Origin of the sequence: Streptomyces sp. NPDC050423 (assembly GCF_040655445.1) — a bacterium.
GTDB lineage: Bacteria > Actinomycetota > Actinomycetes > Streptomycetales > Streptomycetaceae > Streptomyces.
The window spans coordinates 40,519-65,441 of record NZ_JBFAJY010000005.1 but is presented as its reverse complement, the minus strand read 5'-3'; the positions used below and the strand labels follow the sequence as shown (position 1 = coordinate 65,441).

Genomic DNA, 24,923 nt, shown 5'->3' with positions numbered 1-24,923 from the left:
CACGGAGCACGCGGGGACAGCCGCGGTGTCCCGGCCGGATTCCGCCCCGGCGGCAGCGCCCGGCCAGGGCTCTCCTTGTACCTGCCCGGTAGAGTGTGCGAGTCGTCATCATGCCCGTTCAGGGGGAAGCCGGTGCGAATCCGGCGCTGACCCGCAACCGTGTATGCCGCCCCTTCGGCGGCGAGCCGGAATGCCCTGTCCGTGTCGTGACCGGCTCGCGCCATCGGGACCCCGGTGGCCGGCACCGTCGAGGTATACGGAGCCGGAGCCTGGTGCCTGTGTGTGCCTGTGCCCGGTTTCCCGCAGGAGAGGCCCCACCCGCCATGACCGTACGCCGCAGCGCAGCCGCGCTCGCCGCCACCGCCACCGTGCTCTGTGCGGCCGCAGCCCCCGCCGCGGTCGCCGCACCGTCCCCCTCCCCGTCGCCGTCCGCGGCGCTGCCCTCGGGGCTGTACGGCACGGCGGACCCCACGTACGACGGTGTGTGGCGGCAGTCCCTGGCCTTCGTCTCGCAGCGGGCCGTGGGCGTCACGCCCGCCGCGAAGGCGGTGGACTGGCTGATCGGGCAGCAGTGCGACAGCGGCGCGTTCCCCGCGTACCGTCCCGACTCCTCCGTGCCGTGCGATGCCAAGACCATGATCGACACCAATGCGACGGCGGCCGCCGTACAGGCGCTGCACGAGGTCGGCGGGCACAAGGACCTGGTCGCCAACGGGGTCCACTGGCTGAAGTCCGTGCAGAACGAGGACGGCGGCTGGGGGTACACCGCCGACGGGGCCAGTGACGCGAACTCCACCTCGATCGTGATCGGCGCCCTGGCCCGCGCCGGACAGAAGCTCGGCGATGTGACGACGGACGGCGGCAGGACCCCGTACGACGCCCTGCTCACCTTCGCCATCCCCTGCGGCGGCAAGGACGGCGGCGCCTTCGCCTACCAGCCCGACAAGGCCGGCAAGCTCGTCGCCAACGGGGACGCCACCGCGGCGGGCGTGCTCGGCTCGCTCGGCAAGGGGCTCCTCGTCGCCGACAACGCCGCGGTCAAGGACCCCAGCTGCCACAAGGGCGCCGCGCTCAAGCCGGAGCAGGCCGCCCAGAACGGCGCCTACTACCTCGCCGGCGCCCTCGCGAAGACCGGTCACCTCGACCAGCCGCCGATGCCGGGCGCCGAGGACAGCGCCCCGCAGCCCGACTTCGGCAACACCGCGGACGCGGTCGTCGCCCTGTCCGCCGCCGGGCACAAGGACAAGGCCGCCGCGTCCGTCGACTGGCTGGCGAAGAACTCCGCGGGCTGGGCCGGGCAGAGCGGCCCCGCCGCCTACGCCCAGCTCGTCATGGCCGCCCACGCGACCGGCGCCGACGTGCACGACTTCGGCGGCGCCGACCTCGTCGCGCAGCTGAACGCGACCGGGCCCGCACCCGCCGCCGTGAAGAAGCCGAAGGCGAGCGCCACCAAGGACGAGGAGAAGAAGGACAGCGGCGACGGCGACGGGATCGGCGGTGTCTGGTGGTTCGTCGGAATCGGGCTCGCCGTCGGCGCGGGCGCCGGATTCCTGATCAGCGGCCGCCGGAAGAACCAGCAGCTGTGAAAGGACGTGGAAGGGCCACCGCGCTGCTGATCGTCCTGAGCTCCGTCCTGGCCGTGCTCGGCACGGGCACGGCCCAGGCGGCGGGTTACCGCTACTGGTCCTTCTGGGAGGGTTCCGGCAGCGGGTGGGCGTACGCCACCCAGGGGCCGTCCCTGGTCCGGCCGGACGACGGTGCGGTGCAGGGCTTCCGGTTCGCCGTGAGCGCCGACTCCCAGGACGCGGCGAAGCCGCGCCGCTCCCCCGACTTCTCGGAGATCTGCGCGGACACCCCCGCCCGGACCGGCACCAAGCGCGTCGCGCTCGTCATCGACCCCGGCACCGCCGCCGACGCGCCGGAGAGTGAGACCCCGCCCCCGCCGCGTACCGCGTGCGCTCAGGTCCCGAAGGACGCGAGCAGCGCGGTGGCGCTCGCGTCGGTGGCGAAGCCGCTGCGTTACGGAAGCGACGCGCTGCTCTGCGCGATCTCCGGCTACCCGGTCACCGGGTGCGGTGAGCAGGTCTCCGGGAACGGGGACAGCAGCGGGCGGGCCACGGCGGACGCGTCCGCGCCCACGTCCGCGTCCGCTGCCGCCGGCAGCGGCGGCGGTTCCGGCGGCGGTCCGTCCGCCGGGGTGCTCTTCGGGGTCGGCGCCGTCCTTCTGCTCGGCATCGCCGCAGTCGCGCAGGCCCGCCGCCGCCGCGGATGAGCCGCTCGACAGCCGGCATCGGGGAGGACCCGGTGACCGGCACCGCGGGCCGTGCGGCGTCCGGCCCCTCCCCGGTCCCCGCCTGGCGCGCGCCCGCCGCGAGCCGGAGCAACGCGCTGCCCGCCGGGGCGTGGTGGCTGTGGGCGCTGGGGCTCGCCACCGCCGCGTCCCGCACGACCAACCCGCTGCTGCTCGGCCTGCTGGTGGGCGTGGCGGGGTATGTGGTGGCCGCGCGCCGGACGGATGCGCCGTGGGCCCGGTCCTACGGGGCGTTCATCAAGATCGGGCTGTTCGTCATCGGGGTGCGGCTGCTCTTCTCGGTCTTCCTCGGATCGCCGATCCCCGGCGCGCATGTGGTGTTCACGCTGCCCGAGGTGCCGCTGCCGGAGTGGGCGAAGGGCGTCCGGATCGGTGGCCGGGTCACCGCCGAGCAGCTGCTCTTCGCGCTGTACGACGGGGCGAAGCTGGCCACCCTGCTGATCTGTGTCGGCGCGGCGAACTCCCTCGCCAACCCGGCCCGGCTGCTGAAGTCGCTGCCCGGTGCGCTGTACGAGGCCGGGGTCGCCGTCGTCGTCGCGATGACGTTCGCGCCGAACATGGTCGCCGACGTGGTGCGGCTGCGCACCGCCCGCCGGCTGCGCGGCCGGCCGACCGGCGGCGTCGGGGCCGTCCTCCAGATCGGGCTGCCGGTCCTGGAAGGGGCGCTGGAGCGCTCGGTCGCGGTGGCGGCCTCGATGGACGCGCGCGGCTACGGGCGCACCGCACAGGTGCCGGCCGCCGTCCGGCACACCACCAACGTCCTCACCCTCGGCGGGCTGCTCGGTGTCTGCGCCGGTACGTACGGGCTGCTGGCGGCGCAGGGCGCGGTGTACGGTCTGCCGCTGCTGGTCGCCGGGCTGGTCGCGGCGATGGCCGGGCTGCGCCTCGGCGGGGCGCGTTCGGTGCGGACCCGCTACCGCCCCGACCGGTGGGGCGTACGGGCCTGGCTGGTCGCGGGTTCCGGTGCCGCGGTCGCGGCGGCGATGATCTGGGCGGGCGGCGCGGATCCGGCGGCGCTGCACCCCGGTGTCGTACCGCTGACCGCGCCGGTGCTGCCGCTGTGGCCCGCCGCCGCGGTGCTGATCGGTCTGCTGCCCGCGCTGGTCGCGCCCGTCCCGCCTTCCCCCACAGGCTTCGAGGAGCAGGTGTGATCCGGTTCGACGATGTTTCGGTGCGGTACGAGGGGGCGGAGCGCCCCACCCTGTCGGGGGTCGATCTGACCGTTCCGGAGGGTGAGCTGGTACTGCTCGTCGGGCCGTCGGGGGTCGGCAAGTCGACTTTGCTGGGTGCCGTGTCGGGGCTGGTCCCGCACTTCACCGGGGGCCGGCTGACCGGGCGGGTCACCGTCGGCGGGCGCGACACCCGCACGCACAAGCCCCGCGAGCTGGCCGACCTGGTCGGCACGGTGGGTCAGGACCCGCTCTCCCACTTCGTGACCGACACGGTCGAGGACGAGCTGGCGTACGGCATGGAGTCGCTGGGCCTGGCCCCGGACGTGATGCGGCGGCGGGTCGAGGAGACCCTCGACCTGCTGGGCCTCGCGGGGCTGCGCGACCGGCCGATCGCCACGCTCTCCGGCGGTCAGCAGCAGCGGGTCGCGATCGGCTCGGTCCTCACCCCGCACCCCCGGGTCCTGGTGCTGGACGAGCCGACGTCCGCGCTGGACCCTGCGGCGGCCGAGGAGGTCCTCGCGGTGCTCCAGCGGCTCGTCCACGACCTGGGGACGACGGTCCTGATGGCCGAGCACCGGCTTGAGCGCGTCGTGCAGTACGCCGACCAGGTCGTCCTGCTGCCCGCGCCGGGCACCGCCCCGGTGATGGGCGCGCCCGCCGACGTCATGGCGGTGTCGGCGGTGCATCCGCCGGTCGTGGCGCTGGGGCGGCTGGCGGGCTGGGACCCGCTCCCGCTCTCGGTACGGGACGCCCGGCGGCGCGCCTCCGGGATGCGCGAGGCCCTGGCGGGCGAGCGGCCGGGGCCGGTCGGCGGTACGGACGGGCCGGCGCTCCCGGCCGAGGTGACCGCCGCGCCCCGCCCCGCCGCGCGGCGGGGCGCCCTGGCCAGACTGTTCGGCCGCGGGCCGCAGGAAAGCGCCGCCCCCGGGCCCGTCACCGACGCCACCACCCGGATCGAGCGCCTCGGGGTGCGGCGCGGCCGGGTCGAGGCGCTGCGCCGGGTGACGCTCACCGTCGCGCCAGGCGAGGCCGTCGCGCTGATGGGACGTAACGGCGCGGGCAAGTCCACGCTGCTCGCCGCCCTCGTCGGCATGGTCGAGCCGACCTCCGGCGGCGTCCTGGTCGGCGGCCGGACCCCGCACCGGACACCGCCGCGCGAGATGGTGCGCCGGGTCGGCCTCGTACCGCAGGAGCCGCGCGATCTGCTGTACGCGGACACGGTCGCGGCCGAGTGCGCGGCGGCGGACGCCGACGCGGGCGCCGCGCCGGGCAGCTGCCGGACCCTGGTGTCCGAGCTGCTGCCCGGCGTACCGGACGACACCCATCCCCGTGATCTCTCCGAGGGGCAGCGGCTCGCCCTGGCGCTCGCCCTCGTGCTCACCGCCCGGCCCCCGCTGCTGCTCCTGGACGAGCCGACCCGGGGCCTGGACTACGCGGCGAAGGCCCGGCTTGTCGGGGTGCTGCGCGCCCTGGCGGCCGAGGGCCACGCGATCGTGCTGGCCACGCACGATGTGGAGCTGGTCGCCGAGCTGGCTCACCGGGTGGTGATCCTCGCCGACGGGGAGGTGGTGGCGGACGGGCCGACCCCGGAGGTCGTGGTGTCGTCCCCGGCGTTCGCCCCGCAGATCGCCAAGATCCTCGCCCCGCAGGAATGGCTGACCGTGACACAGGTGCGCGGGGCGCTGGGGGGTGGCGCGTGAGCGGGACGGGCGGGCGCGGGGCGCGGCCGGTGCGGCTCGGGCCGCGGGCCGTCGCCGCGCTGGTGCTGATCAGCGCGATCGGTGTGGTCGCGTTCGGCTGGCCGCTGCTGGCCGGGGCCGACTCGGGTCTCGCGCACTCGCAGGACGCGCCGTGGCTGTTCGCCGCGCTGCTGCCGCTGCTGGTCGGGGTGGTGGTCGCGATGATCGCGGACGCCGGGCTCGACGCGAAGGCGGTGGCGATGCTGGGGGTGCTGGCCGCGGTCGGCGCGGCGCTGCGGCCGCTGGGGGCGGGCACGGCGGGCCTTGAGCCGATGTTCTTCCTGATGGTGCTGAGCGGGCGGGTGCTGGGGCCGGGCTTCGGCTTCGTGCTCGGCTCGGTGACGATGTTCGCGTCCGCGCTGCTGACCGGCGGGGTGGGCCCGTGGATGCCGTTCCAGATGCTGTCGATGGGCTGGTTCACGATGGGCGCGGGCCTGCTGCCGGGACCGGACCGGCTGCGCGGGCGCGCCGAGCTGCTGATGCTGGCGGCGTACGGGGCGGTGGCGGCGTTCGCGTACGGGACGGTCATGAATCTGTACGGGTGGACGATCGTGCCGGGCCTCGGTTCGGGTATCTCCTTCCATCCCGGTGACCCGCTGTCCGAGAACCTGGTGCGCTTCCTCGCGTACTGCACGGCCACCTCGCTGGGCTGGGACCTGGGCCGGGCCGTGCTCACCGTCGTACTGACGCTGACCGTCGGGGCGGCGCTGCTGAAGGCGCTGCGCAGGGCCACCCGTCGCGCCGCCTTCGAGGCCCAGGTCACATTCGACGTCCCGCAGGAGTGAGGGCACCCACAGGACCTTGGTCCTGTACTACGCGGAATAGGAGCGGCGGGGGCGGTATGCCAACCCCCGCTCCATCCCCTCCGACCTGCTATGCAGCGTTTTGGGGCGGTTCAGGACCTTTGGTCCTGGGTGCGAAGCGGGGTCGTATCGGAGGTCATTGCGGTGGTTGAACGGCGCCGCTAACACTTGAGAAGTCGCCGAGCACCGCAGCGTCCACCGGAACGGACAGCGGTCAACGAGCACCGGGCCAGGCAGGATTCGGACCGGCGGGCGACTCATCCGTTCCCGACGTTAGGTTCCCTGTGTCGTTCGCCAGCACCCTTCTCGCCAAGCCCCGCACCGCCCGTCGCAAGACCGTCATGGCCGGCGCAGCCGCGCTCCTGAGCGTCGGCGGCCTGGCCGTGGGCGCCTCCTCCGCCATGGCGGCCCCGTCCGCCGCACCGGCCGCCGCCGGTGGCGGTGCGCAGGACGCGGCCAGGCAGCTGATCGGTGACGAGGCGCAGTTCCAGTGCTTCAGCAACATCGTCAGCCACGAGAGCGGCTGGAACCCGAGCGCCACCAACGCCTCGTCCGGCGCCTACGGCCTGGTCCAGGCCCTGCCCGGTTCGAAGATGGCGTCCGCCGGCTCCGACTGGCAGACCAACCCCACCACCCAGATCAAGTGGGGCATGGACTACATGAACTCCCGTTACGGCAGCCCGTGCGGCGCCTGGACGTTCTGGCAGTCCAACAGCTGGTACTGAGCCGGCCCGGACTCCGTCCGGCAGTGACCGACAACCCCGACCGCACTGCGGTCGGGGTTGTCGGCGTTGTCGGCGTCCGTGCCCGGTGTCAGCGCCGCGCCGCCGCGGCGTCGAACCAGCGCACGATCTCCGGACCCGACTTCAGGAACGTCTCGTTGTGGTTGGTCGGCCCCCGGTCGGTCACCGGCGCCGCCGGGAACCGCCGGGGCCCCTACAGCCGCTGGATGATCGTTCCGGTGGCGAGCGCCCCGCCCGCACACATGGTGATCAGCGCGAACTCCTTGTCCCTGCGCTCCAGTTCGTGCAGGGCCGTGGTGATCAGCCGGGCCCCGGTGGAGCCGACCGGGTGGCCGAGCGCGATCGCACCGCCGTTGACGTTGACCTTCTCCAGGTCCTGTTCGAAGACCTGGGCCCAGCTCAGCACGACTGACGCGAAGGCCTCGTTGATCTCCACGATGTCGATGTCCTTGAGCGACATCCCGGCCTTGCCGAGCACCGCGCGGGTGGCGTCGACGGGACCGTCGAGGTGGAAGTGCGGGTCGGAGCCGACGAGTGCCTGGGCCACGATCCGGGCCCGCGGCTTGAGCTTGAGCGCCCGCGCCATGCGCTTGGACGCCCACATGATCGCGCAGGCGCCGTCGGATATCTGTGAGGAGTTGCCCGCGGTGTGGATGGCGGTGGGCATCACCGGCTTGAGCCCGGCGAGCCCCTCCATCGTGGTGTCGCGCAGCCCCTCGTCGCGGTCGACCAGCCGCCACATACCCTGCCCGGCGGCCTGTTCCGCCTCGGTGGTGGGCACCTGGACCGCGTACGTCTCCCGTTTGAAGCGCTCCTCGGCCCAGGCGGCGGCGGCCCGCTCCTGCGAGATCAGTCCGAGCGAGTCCACGTTCTCCCGGGTGAGGCCGCGCTTGCGGGCGATGCGCTCGGCGGCCTCGAACTGGTTGGGCAGGTCGACGTTCCACTCGTCGGGCCACGGCTTGCCCGGCCCGTGCTTGGAGCCGCTGCCGAGCGGCACCCGCGACATCGCCTCGACCCCGCAGCTGATGCCGACGTCGATCACCCCGGCCGCGATCATGTTGGCGACCATGTGGGAGGCCTGTTGCGAGGAGCCGCACTGGCAGTCCACGGTCGTCGCGGCGGTCTCGTACGGAAGCCCCACGGTGAGCCAGGCGTTGCGCGCGGGGTTCATGGACTGTTCGCCGGCGTGGGTGACGGTGCCCCCGACGATCTGCTCGACGCAGTCGGCGTGGATACCGGTCCGGCCGAGAAGTTCACGGTAGGTCTCACCCAGCAGATAGGCGGGGTGCAGATTGGCGAGCGCGCCTCCGCGCCTGCCGATGGGAGTGCGTACGGCTTCGACGATGACGGGTTCCGCGGCCATGAGCTCGTCCTCTCCTCGCACTTCCGCAGAGGCGTCCCGGCGCCCACGGAAGGAACTAGTACGCGTTCTAGTTCTGTGTGCAGTCTTATGAGGATTACCCCGGGTACGCAAGGGGCCTGCACGGAACTTGCCCGCACTTCACTGCCAGAACCCACCCCAAACCGGCCCGGTTCACCGGCACTTCACGCAACAGATCCGGCCACGCCCCTTGCCAGTTGTAGAACTCGTTACTACCTTTCGGGCAACTTCTGATGGGTCGTCAGACATCGTTCGGGCGGCTCTCGGACCGACCTGGAGTTGCCGATGCCCTGCCCCCATCTGCCCGAAGGGTTCGACTTCACCGATCCCGACCTGCTCCAATCCCGCATACCGCACCCGGAGTTCGCCCGGATGCGCGAGACCGCGCCGGTCTGGTGGTGCACCCAGCCCGCTGGCATCTCCGGCTTCGACGACGAGGGCTACTGGGTCGTCACCCGGCACGCGGACGTCAAGTACGTCTCGACCCGTCCCGAGCTGTTCTCGTCGAACACCAACACCGCGGTGATCCGCTTCAACGAGACGATCAGCCGCGACCAGATCGACGTCCAGAAGCTGATCATGCTGAACATGGACCCGCCCGAGCACACCCGGGTCCGCCAGATCGTCCAGCGCGGCTTCACCCCCCGCGCCGTCCGCTCCCTGGAACAGGCGCTGCGCAGCCGGGCGCGCTCGATCGTCGAGACGGCGCTGGCCGCCGCGGACGACGACGGCTCGTTCGACTTCGTCAACAACATCGCCGTCGAACTGCCGCTCCAGGCCATCGCCGAGCTGATCGGCGTACCGCAGGAGGACCGGACCAGGATCTTCGACTGGTCCAACAAGATGGCCTCGTACGACGATCCGGAGTACGCGATCACCGAGGAGATCGGCGCCGAGGCGGCCATGGAGCTCGTCTCGTACTCGATGAACCTCGCGGCGGCGCGCAAGGAGTGCCCGGCCAAGGACATCGTCTCCCAGCTGGTCGCCGCCGAGGGCGAGGGCAACCTGCTGTCCGACGAGTTCGGCTTCTTCGTCATCCTGCTCGCCGTGGCCGGGAACGAGACCACCCGCAACGCCATCAGCCACGGCATGCACGCCTTCCTCACCCATCCCGATCAGTGGGAGCTCTACAAGCGCGAGCGGCCGGAGACGACCGCCGAGGAGATCGTCCGCTGGGCGACGCCCGTGGTCTCCTTCCAGCGGACCGCCACCCAGGACCTCGAACTGGGAGGTCAGCAGATCAAGAAGGGCGACCGGGTCGGGCTGTTCTACTCCTCGGCCAATAACGACCCCGAGGTCTTCGAGAGCCCGGAGAAGTTCGACATCACCCGCGATCCCAATCCGCACCTCGGCTTCGGCGGCGGCGGTCCGCACTTCTGCCTGGGCAAGTCCCTTGCCGTGATGGAGATCGACCTGATCTTCAACGCCATCGCGGACGTGCTGCCGGACCTGCGGCTCGTCAGCGATCCGCGGCGGCTGCGGTCGGCCTGGCTCAATGGCATCAAGCAGCTCCAGGTGAGCACCACCAGCGGCTGACGCCTGCCCGGAACGCGCCGCCGGACGGGGCCCGTTCGGCTTCCAGTACGCCCGTTCGGCTTCCGGTACGCCCGTCCGCACCCCTGCACGAAAGGCGGACGGGCGTGGCGGGATCATGGCGGACATGCACGCCCTGCTCTCCGCCTTCGCCCCGATCTGGATGCTGACCGCTGCCGGATACGCCGTCGGCCGCAGTGGCCTCCTCGGAGCACAGGCCGAAGCGGTGCTCGGCCGGTTCGTCTTCCATGTCGCCATGCCCGCCGCCCTGTTCAGCATGGTGTCGGGGTCCCGGCCGGCCGACTTCGCCCATCTGTCGGTGGTGGCGTTCGCGGCGGCCACGGCGCTGGTGTCCGCTCTGGGATACGTGGTGGCCCGGCGGTTCTTCGGCCGCGGGAGGGCCGACGGGGCGATCAGCGGCATGGCGTCCGGCTACGTCAACTCCGCCAACCTGGGCATCCCGGTGGCGGTGCAGGTGCTCGGCGACGCCTCGTTCGTCGCGCAGGTCATCCTGTTCCAGGTGCTGCTGGTCTCACCGGTGATCCTGACCCTGCTGGACTCGGGGACCCGGGCGGCCGGCGGACCCGGCGGCGGGCGCCCCGGCGGCGGGCTGCGGCTGATGCTGACCATGCCGGTCCGCAATCCGGTCATCATGGCCTCGCTGCTCGGAGTCGCCGTCTCCGCGACCGGGCTGCGGCTGCCGGCCGCCCTCACCCACTCCTGCGACCTGCTGGGCGCCGCGGCCGTGCCGACGGCCCTGGTCACCCTGGGCCTCTCCCTGCACGGCGGCCCGGCCGGCGGGACCGGACGCGTCGCGGGCCGGGCGGAGGTCGGGACCGCGGTCGCGCTGAAGACGCTGGCGCAGCCCCTGGTCGCCTTCCTCGTCGCCGGTCCGCTCCTGGGCCTGCCGGACCCCCAGGTGCTGGCCGTGGTGCTCTGCTCGGCGCTCCCGACCGCGCAGAACGCCTTCATCTACGCCCGCGAGTACGGCCTGGACACCAGCCTCGCCCGCAATTCCGTGGTGGCCTCCACGGTGGTGTCGATGCTCACGCTGTCCTTCGCCGCCTGGGCGCTGGGGCCGGCCCGCTGAGCCTCCGAGCCGTCCGGGTGGCTGGCGGCGGGCGGCGGCGGCTACGGCTTGCCGGCCACCGCTTCGCCCTCCACCGCCGGTAGCGGGGGCCGCCCGGCCCCGGGGGGTTCCTCGGCCGCCGGGAGCCGTCCGGCCTTCGCCGCCTTCACCGCGGGCTCCTGGAGCCCGCGCCGTCCGGACAGCGCGTAGGTCAGCCCGAAGCCGAGCGCGACCACCGCCGCCCCGCCCACCGCGTCGAGCACCCAGTGGTTGCCCGTCGCGATGATCGCGGAGACCGTGAGCAGCGGGTGCAGCACCCCCAGCAGCTTCATCCAGATCTTCGGCGCGAGCATCACGATCACCACACCGCACCACAGCGACCAGCCGAAGTGCAGCGAGGGCATCGCGGCGTACTGGTTGGTGACGCCCGTCAGCGTCCCGTAGTCGGGCTTCGCGAAGTCCTGGACGCCGTGGACCGTGTCGATGAAGCCGAGCCCCGGCATCAGCCGCGGCGGGGCCAGCGGGTAGAGCCAGAACCCGACCAGGGCCAGGAGCGTGGCGAACCCGAGGGAGCTGCGGACCCAGCGGTAGTCCGCGGGGCTGCGTACGTACAGCACACCGAGGATCGTCAGCGGCACGATGAAGTGGAACGTCGAGTAGTAGTAGTCGAAGAAGTCCCGCAGCCAGCCGACCTTGACGACCGCGTGGTTGGCCCAGTGCTCCATGTCGATGTGCAGCCACTGTTCGGCCGCGTGGATCTGCCGGCCGTGGTGCTCGGCGGTGGCACGGCCGGCCGTCGCGGCGAGCCTGACGTGCTGGTACGCCGAGTAGACGACCCTGATCAGCAGGAGTTCCAGCAGCAGGTTGGGCCGGCTGAGCACGCGCCGCCAGAACGGCAGCAGCGGCACCCGGATCCAGCGGGCCGGGACCGGGGCCGCGTAGTCGGTGGGGACCGGCTGCTGCCAGTACGGCGAGGTGCGCGGCAGGAACGGGGCGAGGCACGCGGCCCCGAGCGCGGCGATCAGCAGCACGTTGTCGCGTACCGGGAACACCGCCTCGATGTTCGGCAGCAGCATCTTGCCGGGCAGCGTGATCACGAGGACGACGACGGCCGGCCACACCATCCGGTCCGAGGCGCGCGTGCCCACCCGGCCGACCACCGCGAGCAGCACCCACAGCAGCTGGTGCTGCCAGGCGGTCGGCGAGACGGCGACGGCGACACAGCCGGTCACGGCCACGGCGAGCAGCAGCTGACCGTCGCGGGCGTACCGGGCGGCGCGGCGCAGACCGACGAAGCAGACGGCCGCGGCCAGCACCACGAAGAGCGCGATCTCCAGCGGGCCCTCCAGCCCGAACCGGAGCAGCGCGCCGTGCAGGGACTGGTTGGCGAGGCTGTCCGCCTGGTCGCCGAGTCCGGCCCCGGCGACGTGGTGCACCCAGTACGTCCATGAGTCGTGCGGCATCGCCGTCCAGGCCAGTGCCGTGCAGGCGGCGAACGCGGCGCCGCCGGTCACCGCCGCCCGGCGTCTCCCGGTCAGCCAGAGCAGGGCGGCGAACAGCAGCACGGTCGGCTGGAGCGCGGCCGCGATGCCGATCAGGACGCCCGAGGCGCGTTCCCCGCGGACCACGAAGCAGCCGACGAGGACCAGGAGGACCGGCAGGATGCTGGTCTGTCCCAGGTAGAGGGCGTTGCGGACCGGCAGCGAGAGCATCAGGAGGGTGATCGCGACGGGCGCCGCGAACAGCGCGGTACGCCGGTTGACCGGGCCGGGCAGGGCGCGGGCCGCGATGACGCCGAGCGCGGCGACCAGCAGCAGCGAACCGAAGGTCCAGGCGACCCCGAGGCTCTGTTCGGCGGTCCGGGTGAGCGGCTTCAGCACCAGCCCGGCGAAGGGAGTACCGGTGAACCGGTCGGTGTCGTACAGCGAGCCGGTCACATGAAGCACACCGTTCTCACCGGTCCAGGTCTCCAGATCGGTGAGCCGTTCGCCAGGCGGCTGCCGCAGCACCACCGCCATCTGCCGTACGGCCAACGCGGCCACAACCAGCCAGAGAACTGCCCGAGCCGCCCCGGTCCTCGCCCCTGTCGTCGCATCTCCGCGCATACTGTGCTCCGCATTCGCCACGCTGCGCCGACCCTCCCGCCGTCTTGTGCCGGCCCTCGATCCGGGCATGCTGTGAAACCTTCGCATTGCGCTATGAGGTAGACACAATCAACCCCCTCTTCGCCTGACTGTCATCCGGCTTTTGTCCGAAAGAATGATCGGCCGTTCGATCGGACCGGGACCGGTCGTCCGGAACCGGCCGGGGCGCCCCCACGTCTGAGCCCGTGACCAGGGCCGACGGGGGAGGAGCCGGGACATGCGGTGGGCCGGGACGGATCAAACAGGTCAAGGGGCACGGGCCGGATCGCGTGCGTGGGCGGTCCGCGCGCTCTCGCTGCTCATGATGCTGGTGCCGCTCCAGCTCGGCTCGCTGATCGCACCGGCGTACGCCTGCGGCTGCGGGGCGATGGTGGTGGACCGGAACAGCCGGGTCACGGTCGACCGGGAGACCTCCGTGGTCAGCTGGTCCGGCGGCACCGAGCAGATCGTGATGCAGCTCACCGTCCGCGGGAACGCCCCGGCGGCGGCGTGGATCATGCCCGTGCCGCACCGGGCCACGGTCGAGCTGGGTGACGCCGCGCTCTTCTCCGAGCTCGAAACCCTCACCGCGCCGGTCCACGAGACGCGGCACTACTTCTGGCCACGCGCGAAGGACTGGCCGTTCGGCGGTCCGGACCGGGCGTCCGGCTCCGGCGCCGCCCCCTCGGCCGCCGCACCGGTCGGAGTGGTCGGCCGGGAGCGGCTCGGGCCGTTCGACGTGGCCCGGCTGACCGCGACCGACCCGGCGGCCCTGGAGGGCTGGCTGACGGACAACGGCTTCGAGCTGCCGGACCGGCTGTCGGCGGCGCTCCGCCCCTACGTCGATCAGAAGTGGGAGTACGTGGCGATCCGCCTCGCCCCTCAGGAGAAGGGCGGTCCGCTGCTCGGCCGGCTCGACCCGCTGCGGCTGCGTTTCGCCAGCGCCGGGCCGGTCTACCCGATGCGGCTGTCCCGGCTCGCCACGACGCCGCAGTCGCTGGGGCTGTACGTGCTGGCGGCGAACCGGATGGAGCCGCGCGGCGCGATCGGCGGCGAGCCGCCCGAGGTGACCTACGCCGGGCGGGTCGGCGCCGGACAGGAGCGTGCGTACCCGGCGCTGGGGGCTCTGACGGGCGGGAAGCCGGTGTTCGTCACGGCGATCGACCAGTCGTTCCCGCGGCCGGAGCTGATCGACGGGGACCACGAGCTGCGGGCGGCGGCCGCAGACACCCCGTACCGGACCACGTACTACCGCGACGAGCTGCTGTCCGTGGGGCCCGTTCCGGCCTGGGTGCTGTCGCTGCTCGGTGCCGCGGCGGCGTCGGTCGCGGCGGTGCTGCTGCTCGTGCGGGCCCGGCGACGGCCTGCGTCGTCGATGACCTGAACATTCGTACGCGAGGTGAATCGCGGGACCTCGATACTCAGGACGTCCGTGTCCAGCGGGGCGCGCAGCCTGCGGCGCCCAGGCCGCGGGCAGTACGTCCGCCGCGTCGAACCCGCCGCCTGCGTCATCGGTGCCCCCTGCGAGCAATTCGCTTCTCCGCACAGGTGTGCGGAAGTCAGAATGAACCAATGACGTGGACCGTGACCCCCGAACGCTTCGACTCCCCCGACGCCGCACTGCTGCGCCGGGACTACTACGACGAGGTCGCGAGCCGGTACTGGGGGCGGCCCGCGACGGCCGAGGAGATCGACGAGGGACTCACGGACGACGGCGCCGAGCTGCTGGTGGCGCCGGCCGGTGAGTTCGTCGTCGGCCGGTTCGACGGGCGGGCGGCGGCCTGCGCCGGGCTGGTCGTGACGGACGCGGGGGTCGCGGAGCTGACCCGGGTGTTCGTACGCCCCGAGGTGCGCGGCACGGGCGGCGGCGGGCTGCTGCTCGCGGCGGTCGAGGACCGGGCGCGGGCCCTCGGCGTACGGACGCTCCGGCTCGACACCCGTGGCGACCTGGTCGAGGCGCGCGGGCTGTACGCGAAGCACGGCTACCGGGAGGTCCCGGCGTTCCACCGCCGCCAGTACGCCGAACACTGGTTCGCCAAGGAGCTCCGCACCACCGCGTGACCGGCCCCCGCCCTTGAGTTCAGGCCCGCAGAAGCCTCAGGGGGCATGGTGGTCCCGCTTCGGCTCCGGGCTGTGCGGCCGCTCCTTGCTCGATCCGCTCGTCTCGGCGGTCAGCTCCGACACCAGGGCGACCAGGTCGGTCGGCCGGTCCGGTCCCCACCAGTCGCCCAGCAGCTCGGCCAGGGACTCCTCCCGGGCGTGCGAGAGCTTCACCACCGCCTCCGCGCCGGGTTCGGTGAGCACCAGCTGCACGCCGATCCGGCGGGCCAGCCCGCGTTCCTCCAGCTGCCGGCCCGCCTCGCTGATCACCCGCAGCGGCACCGGGGCGATCTCGGCGAGCCGGACGGGCTCGACGGTTCCGTGCCGTTTGATGCGCAGCAGCATCCAGCTCGCGGCGGGCAGCAGGTCGAGTCCCGCCTTCTCGGTGATCTTCACGTAGACCTCACGGCGTCCCTCCCTGGTGGCGAGGACCGAGAGGGCGCGGGCGCATTCGTCGTACGAGGACCGCTCCACCGGGTTGGACGCCAGGGTCTCGCTGGGGTCGGGTGCGGTCACCGAGCCGCGCAGCTTGTCCTCCTTGAGCAGCCAGGCGAAGACGAAGGCGATCAGGACGACGGGGGCCGCGTACAGGAACACATCGGTGATCGACGTCGAGTAGGCGCTGAGCACCGGTCCGCGGAGTGCGGGCGGCAGTTGGCTGACGGCGCGCGGGTCGGAGGCCAGCCCGTTCGCGCTGATGCCGGGCGGCAGCGTACGGCCGGAGAGCGCCGCACCGAGCTTGTCGGTGAGCCGGTTGGTGAAGATGGTGCCGAAGATGGCGACACCGAACGAGGCGCCGATGGAACGGAAGAAGGTCGCCCCCGAGGTGGCGACACCGAGGTCCTGGTAGCTCACGGCGTTCTGCACGATCAGGACGAGGACCTGCATCACCAGACCGAGTCCCGCACCGAAGACGAAGAAGTAGAGGCTCATCTCCAGGGTGCTGCTGTGCTCCGTGAGCCGGTGCAGGAGCAGCAGGCCGGCCGCCGTGATGCCGGTGCCGAGGATCGGGAAGATCTTCCAGCGGCCCGTACGGCTGACGATCTGGCCGGACCCGGTCGAGGTGAGGAGCAGGCCGAACACCATCGGGAGCATGTGGACGCCGGACATCGTCGGCGTGATGTCGTGCACCACCTGGAGGAAGGTCGGCAGATAGGTCATCGCGCCGAACATCGCGAAGCCGATGACGAAGCTGATCACGGCGACGAGGCTGAAGGTCCTGATCCGGAACAGCTTCAGCGGCAGTACGGGTTCGGCCGCGCGCCGCTCCACGTACACGAAGGCGATCAGCAGCAGCACGCTGACCACGGCGAGACCGATGATCTGCGTCGAGCCCCAGGCCCAGGTGGTGCCGCCGAGCGAGGCGACCAGGACCAGACAGGTGGCGACCGAGGCGATGAGGAAGGTGCCCAGGTAGTCGATGGTGTGCTTCGTCCGGCGGACCGGGATGTGCAGCACGGCGGCGATGACGGCGAGGGCGACGACGCCGATGGGGAGGTTGATGTAGAAGACCCAGCGCCAGCTGAGCTGTTCGGTGAAGAAGCCGCCGAGGAGCGGTCCGAGCACGCTCGTCGCGCCGAACACCGCTCCGAACAGGCCCTGGTACTTGCCTCGTTCGCGCGGCGGGACGATATCGCCGACGATCGCCATCGACAGCACGATCAGGCCGCCGCCGCCGAGCCCCTGGAGGGCGCGGAAGCCGATCAGCTGCGGCATGTTCTGGGCGATGCCGCAGAGCGCGGAGCCGATCAGGAAGATGACGATGGCGATCTGGAAGAGCCGCTTGCGCCCGTACTGGTCGCCGAGCTTGCCCCAGAGCGGGGTCGCGGCGGTCGATGCCAGCAGATAGGCCGTGACCACCCACGACAGATGCTCCAGACCGCCGAGGTCGCTGACGATGGTCGGCAGTGCCGTGGAGACGATGGTCTGGTCGAGTGCGGCGAGCAACATACCGAGAAGCAGCGCGCCGATCGCCACCAGAACCGACCGCGTGGAGCGGTTCTCGCCGGGGGCCGGGGCCGGAGGGCTCGACTGCTGGGCCATGAAACATCTCCTCGGGTCCGCTACACCCCCATCCTGTCCGTTCTGCACCGTTATGGCCTGCCGAAGGGTCGGATGATTGGGCTTCCCGGCGGCGGGCTGCATAATCGCAGGCAGTTCAAGGGGAGGGGACCCACAATGGCCGGACATATATGCCCGGAGTGCGGTACGGACGGCAGACCCGGCGCCGGTCCGGGCTGCGGCTGCGCGGAACGCGCGGCCCGGCACGGTGCCGGGCGGCGGGAGCCCGCCGGACATCAGCACGTCACCGAGGACCAGCGGGCCGCCGAGCAGCACCGCGTCGTCGAGGAGCACCACGCCGGGCGGTCGGCCGAGTTCGCGGCCGCGGAGGACTTCGACCCGCTGCGCATTCGGCCGTACGTGACGCTGGGGGGCGAGGAGACAGTGGCCGGCCGGGACGAGCCGGAGGGGTACGCGGGGGACGAGCCGGAGGGGTATGTGACGGACAGCCGTGCGGGGGACGGCCATACGGGGGACGCGGCCACCACGATGCCGCTGTTCCTGGCCCCGGCGGGGCCGGCCCCGCTGCCGGACGCCGCCGGTCCGGACGCCCCGGACGCCCGGTACGGCCACCCGCACGCCCCGCTCCTGACGGCCGGTCCGGACCCCGTGCAGCCGCGCCGCCGCGGGCCCTTCGCCGCGCTGGCCGTGGGGGCGGCCGTCGTCGCGGTGGTGGGCACGGCGGCCTTCATCGGCGGCCTGTTCAACGGGGACGGCGACGGGGACACCACCCTGGATCCGGTCCTGCCCTCCACGGTGACCAGCCTCCCCGAGGAGAGCGCCGCGCCTTCGGCCTCCACGACGGCGTCCGCCTCCGTGTCACCGTCCCGGCCGGCCACGGCGTCACCGTCGGCCTCCGCGACCGCGACCGCATCCGCGACCGCGTCGCCGTCGGCGAGCGCCTCGGCGTCCCGTTCCGCGACCGCCGGACCCTCGGGCACGGCCGCCGCGTCCTCCCCGGCGGCCACGGAGGACACCAGGGGTCCGGAGCAGCCGGTGGCCCCGCCCGCCCCGCCGCAGGACGGTTCCACGCTGCGGCGCGGCGACCACGGCCCGGAGGTGGCCGAGTTGCAGCGCCGGCTCCAGGAGATCGGGCTGTTCATGAGCCCCGACGACGCCGACTACACGGACCGCGTCGAGGACGCCGTGTACCGCTACCAGAGATACATGTACATCCAGGGCGACGACGCCGGGGTCTACGGGCCGCACACCCGGCGGGCACTGGAGGCGGTCACGACGGGCCGTGGACGCCACTGACCGACACCGCACACCCGCCCCGGCCAGGGATTCGCTTTCCCGGGCAGGTTTTTGTATCGTGATGGAACAAAGTGGCCCCCAAACGCACTCCCTGACCGGCGGGCGGGGGCCGCTTGTTCTCTTCCCGGGGCCGGTCCCACGTGTCCCGCACCGTCACCCCCGCCCTGGAGCCCGCCCATGCCGGCCACCGTCCTCACCGCCCGTGCCCTCCTGCTCGACATGGACGGGACCCTGGTGAACTCCGACGCCGTCGTGGAGCGCTGCTGGCGGCGCTGGGCGCTGCGGCAGGGCCTGGACCCGGAGGCCGCGCTCAAGGTGGTCCACGGCCGCCAGGGGTACGCCACCATGGCGGTGCTCCTCCCGGACCGTCCGATGGAACAGAACCACGCGGACAACCGGGTGATGCTCGCCGAGGAGACCGCCGACACCGACGGCGTCGTCCCGATCGGCGGCGCCGGCGCCTTCATGGACGCGATCGCCGCGCTCCCGCACGCCCTGGTCACCTCGGCCGATCGGGCACTGGCCCAGGCCCGGATGACCGCGGCCGGACTGCGGATGCCCGAACTCCGGGTCACCGCCGAGAGTGTGGGCGCCAGCAAGCCGGACCCGGAGGGCTTCCTCAAGGGCGCCGCCGGGCTGGGCTTCGACCCGGCGGACTGCATCGTCTTCGAGGACTCCGAGGCGGGCATCGCGGCGGGCCGGGCGGCGGGGATGCGCGTCGTGGGCGTGGGCCCGCGCGCGGCGGCACTCTCCCCGGACGCGCACGTCGAGGACCTGACGCAGCTCCGGGTGGAGGCGGCGGCCGACGGCTCGGTCCTGCTGCACATCAGCGCCCGATAGCCGAGGCCCCTGCCCCGTCACGGCGGAGCCGTCCCCGCGCCACCAGTTCCAGCACGGTCGCGACGGCCGCCGCCTGTACGGCCATCAGCGCCACCAGCACGAACAGTTGTACGGCGCCCGCCTGTACCGGTGAGGCGCCGCCCAGCAGCATGCCGACGAAGGCCCCGGGCAGCGTGACGAGCCCCACCGTCCGGGTCTGGTCGAGCCCCGGCAGCAGCGCGTCCGACGCCGCCGGCCGGGCGATCTCCAGCCGCGCGTCGCGGTCCGGGAAGCCGAGCGCCATCGCCGCCTCCACCTCCCCGCGCCGGGTCGCGAGTTCGTCGAGCGCCCGCCGCCCGCCGAGCACGGTCGCGGTCAGGGCGCCCCCGATGAGGATGCCGGTCACCGGGATCAGCGCGATGCCCCGGACCGGCACCAGCCCGGTGAGCAGCAGCACCGCGACCACCGGCACGACCCCCACCCCGATCGGCACGGCCGCCCACCGCCAGCTGCGGTTGTCGGTGACGCGGTGGCCCGCGGTCCACACCGCCACGCCGAACATCAACGCGATGAACGCGAAGGTCGGCGCGGAGGCATGGACCACCCAGCCGATGAGCGAGGAGACCGCGGCGAGCTGGACCGCCGCCCGCAGCCCCGCCAGAACGATCTGACGCGACCGGCCGAGCGAGGCGAGAGCGGCGACGCCCGCGGCCGCCGCGAGCAGCAGGGCGAGAACGACCCCGAGCGTGATGTTGACCGGTAGCAGCACGCGGCCACCCTAACGACCTGATCCGCTCCCCATCGCGCACCAGGTCGTAAGACCGACCCCGGCCACTCCTCAGCCGCGACCGGATACCGGCCCAGCCCCCTTCCCCCAGCGCGGAACTGCCGTCTCATCAGTTCCGTACGCCCGCGCACACACATGCGTACGCCCCCGCACACCGACCCTCTTCGTCAGAACCCTTGATGTGACGTGCGCATGTCGCCACTCTGTTACCTGGCGCCCACCCCACGGAAACCTCGCGCCGCCACGATGGCCGGGCCGTTCCGGACGGCCCGCCCAAGGTCCCCCCACATCAAGGGAGTTCGCATGTCAGGTGTCTACGCGCGTCGCATCGCCGTCCTCGCCGCATCAGCCGCCCTCGCCGCAAGCACCGGGCTGCTCAACGCTCCCGGCGCCCAGGCCGCTATGCCCACCCCGGTGGCCGCGTCCACCGCCCGCACCTATCTGAGCCAGCTGACCGTCCAGGCAGAGGGCTCGTCGAGCGGATACAGCAGGGCCAAGTTCCCGCACTGGATCACCCAGTCCGGCACCTGCAACACCCGCGAGGTGGTGCTGAAGCGGGACGGCACCAACGTGACGCAGGACTCCAGCTGCGCCGCCGTGAGCGGCAGTTGGTACTCGGAGTACGACGGGGCCACCTGGACCGCCGCATCCGATCTGGACATCGACCACATGGTCCCGCTGGCCGAGGCCTGGCGGTCCGGCGCATCGAGCTGGACCACCGCCCAACGCCAGGCGTACGCCAACGACCTGACGCGCCCCCAGCTCATCGCGGTCACCGACAACGTCAACCAGTCCAAGGGCGACAAGGACCCCGCGAAGTGGCTCCCGTCGCGCACCGCGTACCAGTGCACGTACGCACGCGCCTGGGTGCACGTGAAGCACTACTACGACCTGACCGTCGACTCGGCCGAGAAGTCCGCACTGCAGTCCGTGCTCAACGGCTGCTGAACGATCACTGAACGGCGGCCGTCCCGCTGACCGCCACCCCCGGAACCGCCCCGCGCTCCCCCGTCGTTCCGTACGGCACGAACCCGCCGCACGATCAACGCGTACGGAATCCGTCCGTACGGAACGACGCGAGGAGCACCGCGCGGCCGGGCCGCCGCCCCACCGGAGCCACCGACGCATTTTCGGCCGAGTACGGGCGCTCGTGGTGGACAGCCGCGCGGCCCGGGTGCCCGACGAGCAGCAGCGGGCGACGCCCCGCCCGCGGGAGGCGCGGTGGCCGCGCGAGGAGGCGCCGTCCGGGCCCGGTTCCTTCGGCCATCCCCTGATCGGCGCCTCGCTTCCGTGGCCGCCGCCTCCACTGGTACACGACGGGGAACAGTGGAGCTCCGCGCCGTGCCGGGGCGAGCGGGGCGGGCCGGACGGCCGCCGGGCACGCGTCGGCGCGTACCTGCGGCAGCGCTCCGACCTGGAGCATCGGGCCGCTTTCCCCGATTCGTTCGGGCAACTGACAGCGCTGATCCGGGAGGCAGGCGGCGGCCCGGACGCACCGGCGACGGTATGCGTGCTGTCGGGCGATGTGCACCATGCCGTACACCACGGAACCCACCTGGCCCGCCGAGGCCCACGGCGGTGCGCCGGATGCCCGCGTCCCGCGACTGACCTGCCCTCCCGTGCACAACACGCCCCCCGGCCCGATCGAGGCCGCCTCCCGTTTCGGACGGAGCCGGGCCGGGCGGCCGCTCGGCCGACTGCCGGCACGGCACGGGCGCACTGGTACACCGCCGGTCCGGTGGCACAAGACGGACGGGCCGCGGTTCGGCAATCAGCTGATGACGCTCACACCGCATGGCCGGAAAGCTGCGCCGCCATTGGTTCAGGCCACGTCAATGAGGACAGGGGCCCAGCTCCAGACAGTATTCGATCGCCCGCTGACCGATGACGGACCGTCTACTTTCAGCCAGTCAACTAAACGTTGAACTTGCAAGTATTGGTGAGGTTTGCCTAACCTGTAGCGCTCAGTCGGTTCACGTCCCCACTAGACCGAAGGAGCCTCCCCCCATGTACACACGCCTGAATCGGGCCCAGCCCTACGCCCTCGCGCTCTTCCGAATCGTCGTAGGCCTGCTCTTCGCCTGCCACGGCGCCGCCTCGATCTTCGGCGTCCTCGGCGGCGCCATGGGCGGCGGATCGATACCCGCCGGCACCTGGCCGGGCTGGTACGCGGCGGTCATCCAGCTCGTCGGCGGCAGCCTCGTGGTGCTTGGCCTCGGCACCCGCGTCGCCGCCCTGGTCTCATCCGGCTCCATGGCGTACGCGTACTTCAAGGTCCACCAGCCCGGGGCGCTCTTCCCGCTGCAGAACGGCGGCGAGCCCTCGGCCGTCTACAGCTGGGTGTTCCTGCTGCTCGTCTTCACCGGCCCCGGCGCCCTGGCCCTGGACCGGCTGTTCACGTCCCGCTCCGTCGCACGGCGCGCCGAGGAGCGCGCGCCCGAACCGGCCGAACCGGCTGAACCGGCCGCCCCGGTAGCCGCCTGACCCGTCCGACCCGCCTGACTCGCCTGACCCGTCCGACCCGCCGGGTCCGCGCCGACCGGGCCCGCCACGCCGTCTCGGGGGGGTACACCGGGAATGCCGCTTCCCGGCGTACCCCCCGAGGCACCGCTTCCCGGCGCGCACCCGAGGCACACACCAGGCTCATGTGGCACACACGTGGGGTGCCCAACATCACGCATATATATGGATCTCCAGGTGAACGGCAGGCGTACGCTGTACAGCTGGCCCTGCCGCTCCTGCCGCTCCCCTGCGACGTCGCGGCGTTGTCACTAATACGGGGAGTAGAAGGTGCTTGAGAGTGTGGGTGCGCTGACCGGCAGCCCATGGATCTACGTTGTGGTCGCCCTCTCGGTGCTTCTGGACGTCTTCCTCCCCGTACTGCCGAGCGGTGTCCTCGTGATCACGGCAGCCACGGCCGCCGCCGCGGGCACCACCACGGTGGCCGCCGACGCCGCGGGCGCCGCCCGCCACGTCACCGAGGTCCCCTCGCTCCTGGCCCTGATCCTCTGTGCGGCCAGCGCCTCGGTGATCGGCGACCTCGTCGCGTACCGGCTCGCCTGGCGCGGTGGCGCACGCCTGGACCGCGCCATCGCCCGTTCCCGCCGCCTCACCTCCGCGCAGGAACGTCTCGGCGCCGCGCTGAGCCGCGGCGGCGGCGCCCTCGTCGTCATCGCCCGCTTCGCCCCGGCCGGACGCTCGGTCGTCTCACTGGGCGCGGGCGCCTCGCACCGCAAGGTGAAGGAATTCCTGCCGTGGTCCGCGGTGGCTGGTGTGGCCTGGGCCGGTTACAGCGTGGGCCTCGGCTACTTCGGCGCCCAGTGGCTCGGCGCGAGCTGGCTGGGCACGGCGGTGTCGGTCCTCGCGCTGTTCGTCGCGGGTGCGTTCGCCGCACTGCTGATGCGGCGCCCCGCCGCGGCAGCCGCCGCTGCCGCTGCCACCGTCGCCCCGGCCTCCGTCCCTACGGCGTCCTGACACCTCCCCGCACTTCCAGACCGTCCAGCAGCCTGGCGGTCGACGCGGCGATCTCGTCGACGGCACGGTCGAAGACTTCCCTGTTGTGCGCGGCCGGGGCACGGAAGCCGGACACCTTGCGCACGAACTGCAGGGCGGCGGCGCGGATGTCCTCCTCGGTGGCCTCTTCGGGGAGGGCCGGCGGGCGAAGGGTCTTGATACTGCGGCACATGTCTCAAGTGTGGACCGCGCCACTGACAACGGCCCGGGTCAGCGGGAGCAGATCACGCTGACGAGCGTGAACGACGCGTAGAACGGCCCCGCGGCGAGGCCGGTGAACCAGCGGTGGCCGCGGTCCCGGCCGACGAGACCCTTGTCGATGGCCTTCTGCATGTTGCCGCCGAGGCCCAGGGTGTGGTCGGCCTCCTGGAAGTCCCGGAAGACGGGCGCCGCCGCGCGCACGGTTTCCACGCGGAAGCCGGCTTGCTCGGCGAGGCGTGCGAGACTCCGCCCGATCGTCGCGTTGCGGACCGCTTCTTCAGCGGTGTACCGGGTGAAGGCACGGCTCGTCCCAAGATCCTCGGAATCGACGATCAAGGTGTCCCAATCGGGCTCGGCAAGGCCGATCCGGGCCCCTGGCCGGGTCACGCGATGGAGCCGCGCGAGAGCGTCCGCGGGTTCGGCGACATGCATGAGGACCCGGTCGATCTTGGCCCGGTCCACCGTTCCCGACTCGATGGGGAGGCCGTGCGCGTCGCCTTCACGGATCTCCACCCGAGGCAGGCCGTCCGTGCGTTCACGGGCCCGGGTGAGCATGGCCCGGTCACGGGCATGTAGGAGGTCTGGTCGGGTCGGGCCACACCAAGAGTCGCCGGCATGCGTGCCGGTCAAACACTCCGGCTCCGCACGCCGACGCCGTTCCCATGAACATTCAAAAGTTGCCCTCAGATGAGCACCTTCGAGCGATCCGTGCACAGGGCCCAGATCACGAAGGTGTCGATGGCGAGGGAGACCACGGCCCAGATCGGCTGGTAGGGCAGCCACATGAAGTTGGCGATCATGTTGAGCGCCGCCAGCCCCACGCCGATCCCGCGGGCCCAGCCGAAGCCCCTGAGGATTCCCCAGCCGACGATGACGAGGAGAATGCCGAGAGCCACGTGGATCCAGCCCCAGGCGGTCACATTGAACTTGAAGACGTAGTCGTCGATCCGGGCGTAGACCGTGTTGGACACGATTCCGGCGATGCCCTTGATCGCCTCCAGAACACCGTCGACCATGAGCAGGACGCCGGCGAACATGGTCCCGCCGGCCGCCCAGGGGTTGACGCCCCCCGGATCGGCCGTATGCGAGTGAGACGTACCCGGTGTGGGCGCGGACTGTGCCATGGGAACTCCTTGGCCGGTGGAACTGCACGTCAGACCGACCCTGGTAGGCACGTACGGAGGCGGCCACTTGGGCGCAGCCGAACGAGTGAGGGCGCTACGGAACCGGTGCGGGCGGCGCGGAGCCGGGCGGAGTGCGGGGGCGCCCGGCCCGGCCGGGGAAATCCGCCGCTTGTCACGGGCCTCTCCC

Annotated in this window: 22 protein-coding genes, 1 pseudogene and 1 riboswitch; of the genes and pseudogenes, 16 read left to right on the top strand and 7 right to left on the bottom strand. The window is 72.4% G+C overall.

Annotated elements, in window-relative coordinates:
* Positions 1–120 precede the first annotated feature (120 nt).
* A riboswitch (cobalamin riboswitch) is annotated at positions 121–196 on the top strand.
* Between the two features lie 127 nt (positions 197–323).
* From AB0I52_RS05770 to AB0I52_RS05745, 6 genes are all read left to right on the top strand, one after another.
* Positions 324–1,586 (top strand): prenyltransferase/squalene oxidase repeat-containing protein, encoded by a 1,263-nt coding sequence (locus AB0I52_RS05770; RefSeq protein WP_363069258.1) that lies wholly within the window; start codon positions 324–326, stop codon positions 1,584–1,586.
* Positions 1,583–2,272: an SCO2322 family protein gene (locus AB0I52_RS05765; RefSeq protein WP_363069256.1), complete on the top strand. Its 690-nt coding sequence runs from the start codon at positions 1,583–1,585 to the stop codon at positions 2,270–2,272. Before AB0I52_RS05770 ends, AB0I52_RS05765 begins: the two co-directional genes overlap by 4 nt.
* Positions 2,269–3,462 carry an energy-coupling factor transporter transmembrane protein EcfT gene (locus AB0I52_RS05760; protein ID WP_363069254.1) on the top strand — a complete coding sequence of 398 codons (1,194 nt, stop codon included), beginning with the start codon at positions 2,269–2,271 and terminating at the stop codon, positions 3,460–3,462. The genes AB0I52_RS05765 and AB0I52_RS05760 overlap by 4 nt, the downstream gene beginning before the upstream one ends.
* Positions 3,459–5,183: an ATP-binding cassette domain-containing protein gene (locus AB0I52_RS05755; protein ID WP_363069252.1), complete on the top strand. Its 1,725-nt coding sequence runs from the start codon at positions 3,459–3,461 to the stop codon at positions 5,181–5,183. The genes AB0I52_RS05760 and AB0I52_RS05755 overlap by 4 nt, the downstream gene beginning before the upstream one ends.
* The gene (locus AB0I52_RS05750; RefSeq protein ID WP_363069250.1) at positions 5,180–6,007 is read left to right on the top strand and encodes an ECF transporter S component; all 828 of its coding nucleotides are present in this window, start codon (positions 5,180–5,182) and stop codon (positions 6,005–6,007) included. Before AB0I52_RS05755 ends, AB0I52_RS05750 begins: the two co-directional genes overlap by 4 nt.
* A 302-nt stretch (positions 6,008–6,309) precedes the next feature.
* A complete protein-coding gene (locus tag AB0I52_RS05745; protein WP_363069248.1) occupies positions 6,310–6,750 on the top strand; it encodes a transglycosylase SLT domain-containing protein in 441 nt (146 codons plus the stop codon).
* Between the two features lie 211 nt (positions 6,751–6,961).
* Here AB0I52_RS05745 and AB0I52_RS05740 read toward each other — a convergent pair whose 3' ends face one another.
* Complete coding sequence (locus AB0I52_RS05740; RefSeq protein WP_362958764.1) at positions 6,962–8,131, bottom strand: steroid 3-ketoacyl-CoA thiolase; 1,170 nt, start codon at positions 8,129–8,131, stop codon at positions 6,962–6,964.
* Between the two features lie 303 nt (positions 8,132–8,434).
* On the opposite strand from AB0I52_RS05740, the gene AB0I52_RS05735 reads away from it, so the two are divergent.
* Both AB0I52_RS05735 and AB0I52_RS05730 read left to right on the top strand, forming a co-directional pair.
* Positions 8,435–9,685 carry a cytochrome P450 gene (locus AB0I52_RS05735; protein ID WP_363069246.1) on the top strand — a complete coding sequence of 417 codons (1,251 nt, stop codon included), beginning with the start codon at positions 8,435–8,437 and terminating at the stop codon, positions 9,683–9,685.
* A 115-nt stretch (positions 9,686–9,800) separates the two neighbouring features.
* Positions 9,801–10,772 carry an AEC family transporter gene (locus tag AB0I52_RS05730; RefSeq protein ID WP_363069244.1) on the top strand — a complete coding sequence of 324 codons (972 nt, stop codon included), beginning with the start codon at positions 9,801–9,803 and terminating at the stop codon, positions 10,770–10,772.
* Between the two features lie 41 nt (positions 10,773–10,813).
* Here the strand turns inward: AB0I52_RS05730 and AB0I52_RS05725 are convergent, their stop codons facing one another.
* A complete protein-coding gene (locus AB0I52_RS05725) occupies positions 10,814–12,856 on the bottom strand; it encodes a bifunctional glycosyltransferase 87/phosphatase PAP2 family protein (protein ID WP_363069242.1) in 2,043 nt (680 codons plus the stop codon).
* A 343-nt stretch (positions 12,857–13,199) separates the two neighbouring features.
* Between AB0I52_RS05725 and AB0I52_RS05720 the strand changes: the two genes are divergently transcribed.
* Entirely contained in the window at positions 13,200–14,258 is a 1,059-nt protein-coding gene (locus AB0I52_RS05720; protein WP_363069506.1) for a DUF2330 domain-containing protein, read from the top strand.
* Positions 14,259–14,446: 188 nt separating this feature from the next.
* Positions 14,447–14,935, top strand: a complete 489-nt coding sequence (locus AB0I52_RS05715; RefSeq protein WP_363069240.1) for a GNAT family N-acetyltransferase — start codon at positions 14,447–14,449, stop codon at positions 14,933–14,935.
* A 36-nt stretch (positions 14,936–14,971) separates the two neighbouring features.
* On the opposite strand, the gene AB0I52_RS05710 is transcribed toward AB0I52_RS05715, so the two are convergent.
* Positions 14,972–17,017 carry an MDR family MFS transporter gene (locus AB0I52_RS05710; RefSeq protein WP_363069238.1) on the bottom strand — a complete coding sequence of 682 codons (2,046 nt, stop codon included), beginning with the start codon at positions 17,015–17,017 and terminating at the stop codon, positions 14,972–14,974.
* Between the two features lie 135 nt (positions 17,018–17,152).
* Between AB0I52_RS05710 and AB0I52_RS05705 the strand changes: the two genes are divergently transcribed.
* A complete protein-coding gene (locus AB0I52_RS05705) occupies positions 17,153–18,292 on the top strand; it encodes a peptidoglycan-binding domain-containing protein (protein WP_363069236.1) in 1,140 nt (379 codons plus the stop codon).
* A gap of 177 nt (positions 18,293–18,469) precedes the next feature.
* Positions 18,470–19,132 (top strand): HAD-IA family hydrolase, encoded by a 663-nt coding sequence (locus tag AB0I52_RS05700; RefSeq protein ID WP_363069234.1) that lies wholly within the window; start codon positions 18,470–18,472, stop codon positions 19,130–19,132.
* On the opposite strand, the gene AB0I52_RS05695 is transcribed toward AB0I52_RS05700, so the two are convergent.
* Positions 19,119–19,880: an ABC transporter permease gene (locus AB0I52_RS05695; protein ID WP_363069232.1), complete on the bottom strand. Its 762-nt coding sequence runs from the start codon at positions 19,878–19,880 to the stop codon at positions 19,119–19,121. The genes AB0I52_RS05700 and AB0I52_RS05695 overlap by 14 nt on opposite strands.
* Before the next feature lie 321 nt (positions 19,881–20,201).
* Between AB0I52_RS05695 and AB0I52_RS05690 the strand changes: the two genes are divergently transcribed.
* The 4 genes and pseudogenes from AB0I52_RS05690 (at position 20,202) to AB0I52_RS05675 (ending at position 23,372) form a co-directional block, all read left to right on the top strand.
* Positions 20,202–20,846, top strand: a complete 645-nt coding sequence (locus AB0I52_RS05690; RefSeq protein WP_363069230.1) for an HNH endonuclease family protein — start codon at positions 20,202–20,204, stop codon at positions 20,844–20,846.
* Positions 20,847–21,009: 163 nt separating this feature from the next.
* Positions 21,010–21,823: pseudogene (locus tag AB0I52_RS05685) on the top strand (alkaline phosphatase family protein); the annotation flags it as partial.
* A gap of 82 nt (positions 21,824–21,905) precedes the next feature.
* Complete coding sequence (locus AB0I52_RS05680) at positions 21,906–22,382, top strand: DoxX family protein (protein WP_363069228.1); 477 nt, start codon at positions 21,906–21,908, stop codon at positions 22,380–22,382.
* Positions 22,383–22,688: 306 nt separating this feature from the next.
* Complete coding sequence (locus AB0I52_RS05675) at positions 22,689–23,372, top strand: VTT domain-containing protein (protein ID WP_363069226.1); 684 nt, start codon at positions 22,689–22,691, stop codon at positions 23,370–23,372.
* Here AB0I52_RS05675 and AB0I52_RS05670 read toward each other — a convergent pair.
* The 3 genes from AB0I52_RS05670 to AB0I52_RS05660 all read right to left on the bottom strand — a co-directional run bounded on the left by AB0I52_RS05670 (position 23,359) and on the right by AB0I52_RS05660 (position 24,736).
* A complete protein-coding gene (locus tag AB0I52_RS05670) occupies positions 23,359–23,583 on the bottom strand; it encodes a DUF2277 domain-containing protein (protein ID WP_362958731.1) in 225 nt (74 codons plus the stop codon). The genes AB0I52_RS05675 and AB0I52_RS05670 overlap by 14 nt on opposite strands.
* 38 nt (positions 23,584–23,621) lie before the next feature.
* Complete coding sequence (locus AB0I52_RS05665; RefSeq protein WP_363069224.1) at positions 23,622–24,167, bottom strand: methyltransferase domain-containing protein; 546 nt, start codon at positions 24,165–24,167, stop codon at positions 23,622–23,624.
* A 128-nt stretch (positions 24,168–24,295) separates the two neighbouring features.
* Complete coding sequence (locus AB0I52_RS05660; protein WP_363069222.1) at positions 24,296–24,736, bottom strand: hypothetical protein; 441 nt, start codon at positions 24,734–24,736, stop codon at positions 24,296–24,298.
* Between the last annotated feature and the right edge of the window lie 187 nt (positions 24,737–24,923).